This is a genomic window from Kitasatospora sp. NPDC002543 (assembly GCF_053594915.1).
Genome location: NZ_JBSFWR010000034.1, coordinates 24,124 through 37,919, shown reverse-complemented (window position 1 = coordinate 37,919; position 13,796 = coordinate 24,124). Strand labels below are relative to the sequence as shown.

Below are 13,796 nucleotides of genomic sequence, written 5' to 3'. Positions count from 1 at the left end.
GTCAGTGACCAAGAAGGGGAGCTTCGCCATGTCCGAAGGCACGCACAGCACCGCACCCGGCACCACGACGCAGGCCACCGCCACCACACACGGCACCGCCACCGCGACCGCCACGCCCGGCACCGCACGGGACACCCCGCACGAGGTCGTCATCGCCGGAGGCGGACCGGTCGGGCTCTGGCTCGCCTGCGAACTGCGGCTCCACGGCGTCGACGTGACCGTGCTGGAGACCCGGGCCGAGCCCGACCCGCACTCCCGCGCCCTCACCGTCCACCCGAGCAGCCTCGAACTGTTCGCCGCCCGGGGGCTGGTGGCGCCCTTCCTCGCCGAAGGCCTCCGGGTGCCCAGCGGACACTTCGCCGCGCTCACCACCCGGATGGACTTCTCCCAGCTGGACACGCCCTACCCGTTCACCCTCGTCCTGCCGCAGGTGCGCACCGAGGAACTCATCGCCGCCCACGCCGAGGCCGTCGGCGTCCGCCTGCTGCGCGAGCACCGGGTGACCGGACTGACCCGGCACGACGACGCGGTGACCGTCGAGGTCGACACCCCGGCCGGACACCGGCAGCTGCGCGCGGCCTACCTGGTCGGCTGCGACGGCAGCCGCAGCACCGTGCGCACCGCCGCCGGCATCGGCTTCCCCGGCACCCCCGCCACCCGGTGGGCCTGGATGGCCGACGTCACCCTCGACGCACCGCCCGCCCACCCCTCCACCTCCAACGAGCACGGCGCCGTCATGGTCTTCCCCATGCCCGGCGGCCTCCACCGGGTGGTCGGCAACGACGCCGACAGCGTCCAGGAGCCGCCCGAGGTCCCCACCATCGAGGAACTGCGCACCCGGGTCCGCCGGATCGCCGGCACCGACCTCGGCATGCGCGACCCGCACTGGATCTCGGTCTTCGGCAACGCCACCCGCCAGGCCGAGCAGTACCGGCACGGCCGCGTCCTGCTCGCCGGCGACGCCGCGCACACCCACTTCCCCGCCGGCGGCCCCGGCCTCAACGTCGGCCTCCAGGACGCCGGCAACCTCGGCTGGAAGCTCGCCCAGACCCTCGCCGGCACCGCCCCCGAGGGCCTGCTCGACAGCTACCACACCGAACGCCACCCGGTCGGCGCCGACCTGCTGCGCAGCACCAGCGCCCAGACCGGCCTGATGACCAGCTACACCCCGGAGAACCTCGCCATGCGCGAGCTCCTGGGCGAACTCATCACCGGTGTACCGGAGTTCTCCGACGCCCTGGCCCTGCGCGCCTCCGGGCTCGGCGCCGGCTACCCGCCCGCCGAGCCGACCGGCGCCCACCCGCTCACCGGCACCCGCGCCCCCGACCTCGCCGTCCACGGCGGCGGCACGCTGCTGTCCCTGCGGAGCCGGGGCGGCTACGTCCTGCTCGACCTCGCCACCGCCCCCGGCGCGCCGTCCCCGCTCGCGGCCCTGGCCCACGACGTGACACCCGGCCTGGACGTCCACACCGCGCCGCCGGCCGACCACGGCGCACCGGGCCGGCGCACCGCCTGGTCCGGGGTCACGGCCGCCCTGGTCCGCCCCGACGGCCACCTCGGCTGGCTGACCACCGACGCCGACCCGTACGAGGCCGCCCGCGCCGCCGTCGCGGCCACGCTCGCCCACCGGTAGCGGCGGGGCGGGGCACCCTTCGAGGGCGGCTCCGGCCCCGGAGCCCGGCCGCCGGTCCTCCGGCCACCGGTTCACGGCAGCCGGAGGACCGGCGGGCGGAAGGACCGGGGTCGGCCGAACCCCCGGAGCCCGCCGCCTACTTGGCGAAGCGGACCTCCGGGTAGGCCGCCGAGGGCCCGTCCAGCAGCCGGCCCGGGCGGTCGAGCAGGTGCCGGTCGAAGAAGGCGCCGAGGTACGCCCGGGTGGCGGCGAGCGCGCGGCCGCCCTTGATGGTGCCGTACTGCTCCGGGACGCTCTCGGGCGGCAGCTGGTCACGGATGCCGAAGGCGTCCACCAGCCAGTGCACGTCGCAGAACGACAGGTGGCCGGCGTCCGGCAGGTCCAGCCAGCGCTTCCAGCCGCTCAGGTGCCGCCAGGCCTCGTCCCAGTTCGCGGTCGGGGACTCCCCCGCGTGCCGCTGCGCGCCGAGCAGCAGCACCGGGCGGGAGAGGCCGCCGGCCGGGAGCGGGACGAAGAAGTCGCCGTCCAGGTTGGCGGCGGCGCGGATCCGCCCGTCCTCGCGCATCGCCTCGACGGCGCTCGCGCCGCCGATCGAGTGGCCGGCCGCGCCGATCCGGTCGCGGTCGATCCGGAGCCCGGGGACGAGCCCGGGACCGGGCGCGGTCAACCGGTCGATCAGGAAGCCGATGTCCCTCGCCCGGCTGCGGATGACCTCGGCCGCCCGCTCGGCGTTCACGTCCTCGCAGATCAGGCAGGGCTCCACCCGGCCGTCGGGGAACTGCACGACCGTCTCGTAGGTGTGGTCCAGCGCGGCCACCACGTAGCCCCGGGCCGCGAGGTCCTCGGCGAGGGCGGTGAGCGAGGAACGGTCGTAGCCGAAGCCGGGCGAGAGCACCACCAGGGGGTGCCGCCCGGGCGCGGGAACCGTGCGGGCCCGCACCCCCGTCCGGACCGTGCCGAGCTCCGGCGTGCCGTACAGCGCGGTGGACATCTCCGGGGACAGGTACGGCAGTTGCTCGCCGTGTGCGGACCGCGCCGGGTACCAGAGAGTGGCCATCAGCTCGCGGGCGGCAGCGTCCGGCCGCCAGGGATCGTGCCGGCCGGTGTCCACCAGGCGCACCGCAGCGGCACCGATCGGCCGGTGCGTGGTGGGCGCCGGCACCTGCGGCGCCCCGGCCGCCGCACCGGCGAACGGACCGGACGGGCCGGACGGGGCCGCGACGGCGGGCGGCGCCCCGGCCGGGGAGGCGGCGAGCGCGAGCCGAGGGCCGGCCAGCGGGAGGAGGACGGCCAGGGGCACGGCGAGCAGGGTGGCGGTCCGCCACCGGGGAGTCGTCGACATGACGCCACGTTAGGTGCGTGGCCCACGCCGACGCGTCCTGCCCGCGGCGTAACCCGCTCAGCCGCCGGACGGACCCGCCGCTCGGGCGGGCGCGTCTCCACCCTGGGCGGCGGGCGGGCCCGGGGCGGCGGCTCTGGGCCGGCGTCACCCGTCACCCGTCACCAGGTGACGGGCAGCGCGTGGAGGCCGTAGACCTCGTTGTTGACCCGGTAGGGCACCTCCTCGACGGGACACGCGAGCGCGAGGCCGGGCAGCCGCCGCAGGAGCGCGGGCAGCGCGATCCGCAGTTCGGCGCCGGCCAGTGGCGCGCCGAGGCAGCGGTGCAGGCCGTGCCCGAAGGTCACGTGCGACACGGGGGTCCGTCCGATGTCGAGGCGGTCCATCCCGGGGCCGAGGGCCGGATCCCGGTTGGCGACCGGCAGTTGGCAGACGACCTGCTCACCGGCCCTGATCGGCACGCCGCCGATCTCGGTGTCGCGCCGCGCCGTCCGGGCCATCGCGGTGCTCGACACGGACAGGTAGCGCAGCAGCTCCTCGACGGCGGTGTCGATCACGGGATCGCCGTCGTCGGCGGCGCGCAGGCGGTCGGCCTGTTCCGGGTGCGACAGCAGCGCGAGCACGGCCAGACCGATCGTGTTGGACACGGTGACGTGCCCGGCGAGCAGCAACACCTCGCAGACGCCGACCAGTTCGGAGTCCGACACCTCGCCGCCGTGCTCCCGGACGAGCATGCCGATCATCCCGTCGTCCGGGCTGCGCCGCTTCTCCGCGACCAACGAGGCCATGTAGGCGTGCGACTCCCGGCCGGCCGCGAGCCGTTCCTCCATGGGGAGTCCGAGGTCCAGCGTGGTGCGGGACCAGTGGTGGAACTGCCCCTGGTCGGGGTCGGGAACGCCGAGCATCCCGCAGATCACCCCGAGCGGCAGCGGCAGGGCGAAGTCGTCCATCAGGTCCGCCGCGGACCCCCGCGCCTCCATCGCGTCGATCAGCTCGCCGACCAGGGTGCGGATCATCGGATCCAGCGAGCGGATCCGCTTCCCGGTGAACTCCGGTGTCAGGACGTGGCGCAGCCGGGTGTGCTCCGGCGCGTCCATGTTGAGGAGCTCGTTCGGCAGGACCGGGGCGCGTTCCGGGTCGTGCATCGCGAAGGTCTCGTGGTCGGCCAGCACGCGCCGCACGTCGGCGTGCCGGGTGACGAGCCAGTACTCGCCGACCCGGTGCAGCCAGAAGTCCCGGACCCGCCGGACCGGTTCCCGCTGGGCCTCGCCCAGTGCCGGGCCCGGGTCGAACCCGTCACGACGGTAGAAGATCGAGATCGGCGGCACTTCCTGCTCACTCATGGGACCTCCCGCGGCCACCCGGCACCCAGTTGTCGATACCCGGTTCCCGATACCCAGGTGCGCGCGCCGCTGCGCCCCCCGGCCCCGATCCCGTGCGATGCACGGGCGCACGGCAGCCTCCCGCACACCCCCTCCCCCGAGCCGGAGCCGCCCCCGGCCCCCGGCCCCCGGCCCCCGGCCCCCGGCCCCCGGCCCCCGGCCCCCGCCAGGGCAGAGCTCACGCCGTGACGCGCGGGGACAGACCGTCCAGCTTGCGGCCGAGTCCCGCCTCGAACACCGTCTCGTGATCGATCAGGGGGCACGTCGGCCGGCAGCTCCGGGCCGTCCCCTGACAGGCGGTCACGGCCGCGTGCCGGACGAGTTCGACCGGCCAGACGGCCGTGGATCAGGTGTAGACCTCGTGGGCGTATTCCTCACGGCTCAGCTTGAAATCGTCCGGCCGGTCACGGCGGAGCTCTTCGTATCGCGCGGTGAAGATCCCGAGCGCCTCGTTGAGCCTGCAGCCGGACGCGTCCCTGATCATCCGGAGCGCCGGGCCGATCCGACGGTCCAGGATGCAGCGGTCCAGGACCTCGCGGTCCACACTCTCTGGCAGTTCTCCCATGTGCCGACCGTAGTGACAACGGGTTCGATCGCGCCAGTCAAGATCACCTGGTGCATGGTCGAGGCCACTTGACACAGGACAGGTGTCGACCATCCTGGGCGGATGGCCGACCGTGCGAACTTCGTCGTCGTCCGCGAGAGCGGCGCGTACGAGCTGTACCTGTCCCGGTTCGGGGCGGTGGGGCTCGACCTCGACCTGCTGGCGGGGCCGGGGCGGGTGCTCCCGACGGTCCGGAGCCTGCCGGCGGACGACGGGTGGCTGGACGACGTGCTCTGCCAGGGGGCGGCGCTGATCGACCTCGGCCGGAAGGTGCTGCTGCTGTTCGCCTGGGAGGGGCCGAGCACCGTGCTGCGGTACCGGGCCGCGACGCTGGAGCTGCTGCGCGAGGCGTGGGCGGGCTGGGACGTGCGGTGGGTCTACGACGGCCCCGCGGAGCTGCGGACCCATCTGGGGCTGGACCCGGAGCAGGTGCGTGACCGCGCCGCCGGCGTCCTGGCCGGGCAACCGATCGGACCGGGGGACGAGGAGCTGACCGACCCGGAGCCGATGGCCGCCGTCGTCACCGTCGGGCCGGACCGCTGCCACGTGGTGGCGACCGGCGCCGATCATCCGGTCCGGGAGGGGCCCGCACTGCTCGACCGGCTGGCCGGCGGCCCCGAGCACGGTGTGTGCCGGGTGCCGGCCGAGGCCGGGGTCCACGTCGATCCGCTGCGGCGGCGGGTGGGCTGGTGGACGCTCGGGGCGACGGCGGAGGCGTACGAGGTGCCGCAGCGGTGGCCGGGGTGGACGGTGGAGTTCTGGCAGGACCGCTGGGAGGAGCACGTACGGGCGTGCGCCGGGCGGTTCCGGCCGCCACCGGTCGACCACGCGCGCGCCCTGGCCGAGGTGCGGGCGATGGCCGACCGGCGACGGGGCGGATAGCCGCCGGCTCGGGGCCCGGAAGCCGCCGATCCGCTGCTCCAGCAGTTCGGCCGGCCGCAGGCGGCCCCGCCCCTTCGGGGGCCGGGTCGCGTCAGGCCCCGGCGACGAGCATCCCGCCCATCACCAGCATGGTCGCCGCGACCACACCGTCCAGCACCCGCCAGGCCTTCGGCCGGGACAGGACGCCGCTCAGCAGCCGGGCGCCGAAGCCCAGGGCGGCGAACCAGCACAGGCTGGCCAGTGTCGCGCCCGCGCCGAAGGCCCAGCGCAGGTCACCGCGGCCGGAGGCGAGCGAGCCGAGCAGGAGCACCGTGTCGAGGTAGACGTGCGGGTTCAGCCAGGTCATCGCCAGGCAGGTCAGGACCGCTCGCCGGACGGATCCCGCCGCCGGTCCGCCGCCGGTGAGCGCGGCCGCCGGATCGGGGCGCAGCACCCGTCGGGCCGCCAGGAATCCGTAGCAGAGCAGGAAGGCCCCGCCGACCAGGCCCACGACGGTCAGCGCCGCCGGCCAGGCGGTGACCACGGTGCCCACCCCCGTCACGCCGAGCGCGATCAGTGCCGCGTCCGAGACGGCGCAGATGGCGACGACCGCGAGGACGGCGTGCCGGCGGGCGCCCTGGCGCAGGACGAACGCGTTCTGGGCCCCGATGGCCACGATGAGGGAGAGCCCGGTACCGAATCCGGCGGCTACGGCGGCGATGGCGCTGCTGTTCATAGCCTCGACCGTATGGACCGCGTATGGATGAGTACAGGTAAAGATTCTGAAGTAACCTTAGCCGTACTTATGAACGAACTTCCCCTGGACCAGGTCCGGACCCTGCTCGCGGTGGTCGACGAGGGCACCTTCGACGCCGCGGCCGCCGCCCTGCACGTGACCCCCTCCGCCGTCAGCCAGCGCGTCAAGGCCCTGGAACAGCGCACCGGGCGCGTCCTGCTGATACGGACCAAGCCCGTACGGCTCACCGAGTCCGGCGAGGTGGTGGTCCGTTTCGCCCGCCAACTGGCCCGCCTGGAACGCGACGCCCGCGCCGAACTGGGCCTGGCCGCCGAGCAGGGCCCCGCCCGGGTCCCGATCGCGGTCAACGCCGACTCCCTCGCGACCTGGTTCCTGCCCGCGCTCACCCGGGTGCCGCAGGACCCGCCGATCTGCTTCGAACTCCACCGGGAGGACGAGTCCCACACCACCGCCCTGCTGCGCGAGGGCCAGGTGATGGCCGCCGTCACCTCCTCACCCGACCCGGTGGCCGGCTGCACCGTGCGGCCCCTCGGACTGGCCCGCTACCTGGCCGCCGCCACACCGGAGTTCGCGGCCCGTCACCTCACCGGGGACCTGGCCGAGGATCTGTGCCACGCCCCCACCGTGGTCTTCGACCGGCGGGACGACCTCCAGGACGAGTTCGTCCGGTCCCTCACCCGGGGGCGGTCGGGCGCCGGGCGGATCCGCCACCTGGTGCCCGCCTCGGACGGCTTCCGGGACGCGGTGGCCGCCGGCCTCGGCTGGGGCCTCGTACCGCAACCGCAGGCCGGGCCGCTGCTGCGGTCCGGCCGGCTGGTGGAACTGGCGCCCGGCCGGCCCATGGACGTACCGCTGTACTGGCAGCAGTGGAAGCTGGACTCGCCCGCCCTGTCCACGGTCGCCGAGGTCGTCGCGACGGCCGCCACCGAGGCCCTGCTCCCCGGGCCCGCCCGCCGCCGGGCGTAGCCGTGCCGGGCGTGCCGGTCCCTGCCGGGCGGGCCGCGCCCGTCAATGCCCGGGTGCTTCGTCCCGCCCGCCGTCCAGGGCCTGACCGTGGGCGAGCAGGATGTCCAGCGCCAGGTAGTCCGATCCGGGGCGGCGGACGGGCACGAACACCTCCAGCCGGTCCCCCTCGGTGCGGTAGCCCGCCTTCGTCGCCCGCCCCGACAGGGCCCGGCTGCCGACGTGCGCGGCCAGTCCCCGGACGTCGAGCCGAACGCCGTCGTGGGGGCCCGCGGAGACGAGGGCGATCCGGGACCAGGGCAGCGGCCGGGGGAAGGGGGCGAGCGTCATGCCCTCGGCGGTGAAGGTGAGGGCGCCCCAGCGGTACGCGCCGCCCGCGCCGAGCTCGTCCAGGAGGCGCCGCGCACGGGCCTCGGCGACGGCGCGCGCCGCGTCCGAGACGAAACCCGCGCCGGTCGTGGGGTACGGCTTCGAGATCATCCTCCAGAAGCCGCTCTCCTCGCGGACCCTGATGTAGTCCAGGCCCCTGAGCCGGATCCGGCCGCCCGTGCGGGGGCGGATCACGGTCTTGAGCACGTCGTGGGAGTGCGCGAAGTTGACGCGCACGGACACCCGGGTCGACTCGACGGAGTCGACCTCCTGCCACGCGTACCGCAGCGTGCGGCGCCCCGGCCGGCGCAGCTCGAAGCCGTGCTCGTACTCCCGGATCCGGATCCGGGAGTGCCGCACGCACAGGGCGAGGGACGCCACGGCGGCCCCGGGCATCGCCCAGAACGCGAGGCGGAACGAGGCGTCCTCGTCGTAGTACTTTCCGACGAGGGTGCACAGCACGCCGAACAGGATGAGGAACAGGAACATCGCCATCAGGGGTCTGCGCGCATAGGCACCCTGGTAGGTCCACACCCGCTGCCCCAGCCGCCCGGTCCGCTCCGCCTCCGCCGCCTTGCCTGCCGACACCCCACACACCTCACCTGACCCGTCCGATACCGCGTCGTCGAGTCTCGGGCGGGCCGGCGCGCGGGGCAACGGGAGAACTACTCAATTCCCGTCCGACCGCGGTCCCGTCACCGTCACCGCGCGTCCGTAGGATGGCCACCCATGGGAACGGGGACAGCCACGGGGACGTTCGCCGGCCTCGGCGGTGAACTGACGCCGCTGATCGGGCGGCGGGCGGAGACGGCCCGGATCGCCCGGCTGCTCTCCGGCGCGCGCCTGGTGACGCTCAGCGGGACGGGCGGCGTGGGCAAGACCCGACTGGCGCTGCGGGTGGCGGCGGACACGGCGCGCTCCGCCTTCCCCGACGGCGTGCACGTGGTCGAACTCGCCGGCCTGCGGGACCCGGAGCTGCTCGCACCGAGCGTCCTCGGCGCCCTCGACGTGGCGGATCCGGGGCACCCCGGCGCCGATGCGGCGGCCCTCCTCGCCGCCCGGCTGCGCGAGCGGCGCGCCCTGCTGGTCCTGGACAACTGCGAGCACCTGATCGACGCGTGCGCCCGCCTCACCGACGCGTTGCTGCGGGCCGCGCCCGGGCTGCGCGTCCTGGCGACGAGCCGGCAGCCGCTCGGCATCGCGGGCGAACAGGTCTTCCCCGTCAAGCCTCTGCCGGTGCCGGACGCGGGCGCCGCCGTGGGGCCGGACGCCGCCGTGGGGCCGGACGCGGGCGCGGGTCCCGGCGCGGGCGCGCAGGCGGATCGCGACCTACGCGCCCTGAGCGGCAATCCGGCCGTCGCGCTGTTCGTCGACCGGGCCGCCGCCGTCCTGCCCGGCTTCACCCTGACCGGGTCCGACGCCGCCGCCGTCGCCGAGCTCGTGCGCCGCCTGGACGGCCTGCCCTTCGCGATCGAGCTGGCCGCGGCCCGGATCCGCAGCCTGACGCCGCAGGAGATCCTGGAGCGGCTCACGGACCGGTTCGCCCTGCTGACCGGGGGCAGCAGCGTCGCCGCCGACCGGCAGCGCACCCTGCGCGCCCTGATCGACTGGAGCCACGACCTGTGCACCGGCCCCGAGCGGCTGCTGTGGGAGCGGGCCTCGGTGTTCCGCGGCGGCTTCGACCTGGAGAGCCTCGAACGGGTCTGCGCGGACGCCGAACTGCCGCCCGCCGCCCTGCTCGACGCCCTCGACGGCCTGGTCGCCCGGTCGATCGTCAACTGCCGTCACCTGCGCGGACGTTCGCGCTACCACATGCTGGAGACGGTCCGGGAGTACGGGCACGAGCGGCTGACCGCGTCCGGCTCGCTGGACACCCTGCGGGGCCGCCACCGGGACCGGTACGCCGAACTGACCGCACGCGCCGGGCGGGAGTGGTTCGGGCCCCGGCAGGTCGACTGGTTCACCCACCTGCGCCTGGACCACCCGAACCTGCGCGCGGCCCTGGAGTTCTGCCTGGAGCGGCCCGGCCGGGCGCGGGCCGGCCTGGCCCTGGCGGTGTCCCCCCGGCACTACTGGATGACGGCGGGGCTGCTGTCCGAGGGACGCCACTGGCTGTCGCAACTGCTCGCCGCCGACCGCGCCCCGGACGGCGCCGACCGCGCGCACGGCGACGGTGACGGTGACGGTACGGACGGCCCGGACGCCGCCGTCCACGTCCAGGCCCTGGTCACCGACACGTACCTGCGCATCCTGCAGGGCGACCCGGACGCCGACGTGCGGCACGCGCTCGCCGTGTGCGAGGCCGCGGCCCGGCGGGGCGGCCACCGGCGGGAGACGGCGTGGGTGTGGCACCACCACGGCATCCTCGCCGTCTGGCGCGAGGACTTCACGGGCGCCGCCGAGCTGTTCGCGCGGGCACGCACCGAGTTCCGCGCGCTGGGCTGCCTCGACGCGGCCCTCGAATGCCGGGTCAAGTTCGCCATCGCCCACGCCTGCGGAGGCGAGGCCGCCGCGGCCGACGAGGCGTGCGGCGAGGTCGAGGCGGCCGCCCGCGCGCACGGCGAGTCCTGGCTGCACGGCATGGCCCTGCTCGCCCGCGCGCTGCTGGCCCTGCGCGCCGACGCACCCGCCGACGCGGTCACCCACGCCCGGGCGGCCATCGCCCGGCTGCGCCCGTTCCAGGACTGGTGGGACGTCGCCATGTGCGTGGAGGTCATCGCCTGGAGCACCCGGGACGCCCCGCGGCGCGCGGCCCGGCTCCTGGGCGTGCTGCACCTGTTGTGGGAGTCGCTGGGCGGGCGGCTCGGCGCGGCGCCGTTCATGCGCGCCCAGCACCTGCGCCTGGACGCCGCGGTACGGGAGGCGCTGGGCGCCGCCGCCTTCGACCGGGAGTTCCGCCGCGGCGCGCGCGCCACCGTGGACGAGGCGATGACCCATGTCCTGGACGACGCGGCCGAGGTGCCGGGGCTGACGAAACGCGAGAGCCAGGTCGCGGAGCTGGTCGCCGAGGGCCTCAGCAACAGGGACATCGCGGCACGCCTGACGATCGCGCAGCGCACCGCGGAGAACCACGTCGAACACATCCTGGGCAAGCTGGGGTTCGCCTCGCGCACCCAGCTCGCCGTGTGGACGTACGAGCAGCGCGGCGAACCCGCCGGGAGGACGCGAGGGCCGCGGCGCTGACCTGCGGCCCTGCCCTCAGGGCGACTTGGGCTTCCACGGTCGACCGGGTGATCGTCACCGAGGAGGAACGCCAGTACCTCGCCGCCCCACCGACCGCCCGGGCCGGGCCGGCTCGGGCGGTGGGGGCGTCCGTGGCGCCCGCCTGTTTTTCCCGCGCATTGCCCGTCTTCTGACGGTCATTTACCTCTGCATTACGTCGGTGGCGAAGCATTTCGGCCAACTGTTGCCACACGGGGTGACGTGTTCCCACCAAAGCTGGCACTGTACCGTCCCATCGCCGCAGAGCCCCTTGCGGCCGCCCGCGCACCATCCGACGCGGCGATTCACGTCGGACACCGTTCCACCCGTTCGAACCACCAGCTCTACCGGGCGACGTCACCCTCGGCCGCCCGGCTGACTCCGGCCACCCGAAACCCGGCCGTCGCAGAAGGAGTTCAGTGTGACTCGATCCCCCGGAAAGACCACCGCGGCAGGCGCGTTGATAGCAGGCGCCGCGATGATCATGGCTACTCTGACGTCCGGCGTCGCCACCGCCGCCGAGATCCCCGCCGAGGCCCCCGCCGAGGTCCAGGCCCTCGCCGGCGCGCTGCCGGTGCAGCTGTCGCCGGAGCAGCGCGGCGCGCTGCTGGCCTCGGCGGACGCCTCCCTGGCGAAGACCGCCGAGGCGCTGAACCTCGGCGCGAAGGAGGCACTGGTCGTCAAGGGCGTCACCAAGGACGCCGACGGCACCCTGCACACCCGCTACGAGCGCACCTTCGACGGACTGCCCGTCCTCGGCGGCGACCTGGTCGTCCACACCGCCCCCGACGGCTCCACCAAGGGCGTCACCAAGGCCACCGACGCGGACATCGCCGTCGACACCACGCCCAAGGAGAGCGCCGAGGCGGCGAAGGGCCTCGCGCTCGACAGCGCCGGGAGCGCGAAGGTCGCGGAGCCCGCGGCCGACGACGCCCGCAAGGTGGTCTGGGCCGGGTCCGGCACCCCGCGCCTCGCCTGGGAGACGGTGGTCACCGGCACCCAGGAGGACGGCACGCCCTCCGAGCTGCACGTCATCACCGACGCGAACTCCGGCAAGAAGATCTTCGAGTACCAGGGCATCGAGACCGGCATCGGCAACAGCAAGTACTCGGGCCAGGTCACCATCGGCACCGCGGCGTCCGGCAACGGCTTCGCGATGACCGACAACACCCGCGGCGGCCACAGCACCTACGACCTGAACGGCACCACGGGCACCCGGACGCTGTTCACCAACCCGACCGACACCTGGGGCGACGGCACCGTCGCCAACCGGCAGACCGCCGCCGTGGACGCCGCCTACGGCGCCCAACTCACCTGGGACTACTACAAGAACGTCCACGGCCGCAACGGCATCAAGGACGACGGCGTCGGCGCCTACACCCGGGTCCACTACGGCAAGAACTACGTCAACGCGTTCTGGTCCGACAGCTGCTTCTGCATGACCTACGGCGACGGCACGAACAACATCCAGCCGCTGACCTCGATCGACGTCGGCGCCCACGAGATGACCCACGGCGTCACCTCCGCCACCGCGAACCTGATCTACAGCGGCGAGTCCGGCGGGCTGAACGAGGCCACCTCCGACATCATGGCCGCCGCCATCGAGTTCTGGGCCGACAACGCCGAGGACAAGGGCGACTACCTGGTCGGCGAGAAGATCGACATCCGGGGCAACGGCAGCCCGCTGCGCTACATGGACAAGCCCTCCAAGGACGGCAAGTCACGCGACTCCTGGTCGGCCGACCTCGGCTCCATCGACGTCCACTACTCCTCCGGCCCGGCCAACCACTGGTTCTACCTGGCCTCCGAGGGCAGCGGCACCAAGACCGTCAACGGCGTCACCTACGACTCCCCGACCTCCGACGGCCTGCCCGTCACCGGCATCGGCCGGGACGCCGCCGCCAAGATCTGGTACCGGGCACTCACCACCTACATGACCTCGTCCACCAACTACGCGGCCGCCCGCACCGCCACCCTCAAGGCCGCCGCCGACCTCTACGGGCCGACCAGCGCGACCTACCAGAACACCGCCAACGCCTGGGCGGCCATCAACGTCGGCCCGCGCGTCGTCGACGGCATCCTGCTGGACCCCGTCGACAACCAGATCACCGCGATCGGCGCGGCCGCCGACCTCCAGGTCAAGGCCGCCAACTTCAACCCCGGCATCGTCACCTACCACGCGACCGGCCTCCCCACCGGCGTGACGCTCCACCCGGTCACCGGCCGCATCACCGGCGTCCCGGCGCTGACCGGCACGTACACGGTCACCGTCACCGCCAAGGGCTCCCACAACAGCCGGGTCTCCACCACGTTCACCTGGAAGGTCTCGCGGGGCATCTTCGCGAACACCACCCCCCTGCAGATCCCGGACGGGGGCCCGGCCGTCTTCTCGGACATCGTCATCGACCGGATCCCGGGCCAGGCCCCGAGCGACCTGAAGGTCGGTGTGGACATCAAGCACACCTGGCGCGGCGACCTGGTCATCGACCTGGTCGGCCCCGACGGCACGGTCTACCCGCTGAAGAAGGGCAACCTCGGCGACTCGGCCGCCAACGTCATCGAGACCTACACGGTGGACGCCTCCGCCCAGCCCGCCAACGGCACCTGGCGCCTCCGGATGCAGGACACCTACCGCACCGACTCCGGCCACCTCGACGGCTGGAAGCTCATCTTCTGACCGCGCCCGC

At 74.4% G+C, this 13,796-nt stretch carries 10 protein-coding genes; 5 read left to right on the top strand and 5 right to left on the bottom strand.

The window, feature by feature from the left end; genetic code table 11:
* The first annotated feature begins 28 nt into the window (after positions 1 to 28).
* Positions 29 to 1,633 carry an FAD-dependent monooxygenase gene (locus tag ACWD4P_RS16790; protein WP_449780082.1) on the top strand — a complete coding sequence of 535 codons (1,605 nt, stop codon included), beginning with the start codon at positions 29 to 31 and terminating at the stop codon, positions 1,631 to 1,633.
* Positions 1,634 to 1,769: 136 nt separating this feature from the next.
* Here the strand turns inward: ACWD4P_RS16790 and ACWD4P_RS16785 are convergent, their stop codons facing one another.
* The 3 genes from ACWD4P_RS16785 to ACWD4P_RS16775 form a co-directional block, all read right to left on the bottom strand.
* Positions 1,770 to 2,975: an alpha/beta hydrolase family protein gene (locus tag ACWD4P_RS16785; protein WP_449780081.1), complete on the bottom strand. Its 1,206-nt coding sequence runs from the start codon at positions 2,973 to 2,975 to the stop codon at positions 1,770 to 1,772.
* 158 nt (positions 2,976 to 3,133) lie between these two features.
* On the bottom strand, positions 3,134 to 4,315 hold the full coding sequence (locus ACWD4P_RS16780) for a cytochrome P450 (protein ID WP_359830444.1): 1,182 nt from the start codon (positions 4,313 to 4,315) through the stop codon (positions 3,134 to 3,136).
* 385 nt (positions 4,316 to 4,700) lie between these two features.
* Positions 4,701 to 4,919, bottom strand: a complete 219-nt coding sequence (locus tag ACWD4P_RS16775) for a hypothetical protein (protein ID WP_449780080.1) — start codon at positions 4,917 to 4,919, stop codon at positions 4,701 to 4,703.
* A gap of 102 nt (positions 4,920 to 5,021) precedes the next feature.
* Between ACWD4P_RS16775 and ACWD4P_RS16770 the strand changes: the two genes are divergently transcribed.
* A complete protein-coding gene (locus ACWD4P_RS16770) occupies positions 5,022 to 5,840 on the top strand; it encodes a hypothetical protein (RefSeq protein ID WP_449780079.1) in 819 nt (272 codons plus the stop codon).
* Positions 5,841 to 5,931: 91 nt separating this feature from the next.
* Here the strand turns inward: ACWD4P_RS16770 and ACWD4P_RS16765 are convergent, their stop codons facing one another.
* On the bottom strand, positions 5,932 to 6,555 hold the full coding sequence (locus tag ACWD4P_RS16765; RefSeq protein ID WP_449780078.1) for a LysE/ArgO family amino acid transporter: 624 nt from the start codon (positions 6,553 to 6,555) through the stop codon (positions 5,932 to 5,934).
* Positions 6,556 to 6,624: 69 nt separating this feature from the next.
* Between ACWD4P_RS16765 and ACWD4P_RS16760 the strand changes: the two genes are divergently transcribed.
* Entirely contained in the window at positions 6,625 to 7,542 is a 918-nt protein-coding gene (locus tag ACWD4P_RS16760) for a LysR family transcriptional regulator ArgP (RefSeq protein ID WP_449780077.1), read from the top strand.
* A gap of 42 nt (positions 7,543 to 7,584) precedes the next feature.
* Here the strand turns inward: ACWD4P_RS16760 and ACWD4P_RS16755 are convergent, their stop codons facing one another.
* The gene (locus ACWD4P_RS16755) at positions 7,585 to 8,496 is read right to left on the bottom strand and encodes a hypothetical protein (protein WP_449780076.1); all 912 of its coding nucleotides are present in this window, start codon (positions 8,494 to 8,496) and stop codon (positions 7,585 to 7,587) included.
* 141 nt (positions 8,497 to 8,637) lie between these two features.
* Here ACWD4P_RS16755 and ACWD4P_RS16750 point away from each other — a divergent pair, with 141 nt between their 5' ends.
* Together ACWD4P_RS16750 and ACWD4P_RS16745 are read left to right on the top strand one after the other, a co-directional pair.
* Positions 8,638 to 11,091: an ATP-binding protein gene (locus ACWD4P_RS16750; RefSeq protein WP_449780075.1), complete on the top strand. Its 2,454-nt coding sequence runs from the start codon at positions 8,638 to 8,640 to the stop codon at positions 11,089 to 11,091.
* A gap of 496 nt (positions 11,092 to 11,587) precedes the next feature.
* Positions 11,588 to 13,786, top strand: coding sequence for a M4 family metallopeptidase (locus ACWD4P_RS16745; RefSeq protein WP_449780108.1), 2,199 nt, complete (start codon positions 11,588 to 11,590; stop codon positions 13,784 to 13,786).
* The last annotated feature ends 10 nt before the right edge of the window (positions 13,787 to 13,796 follow it).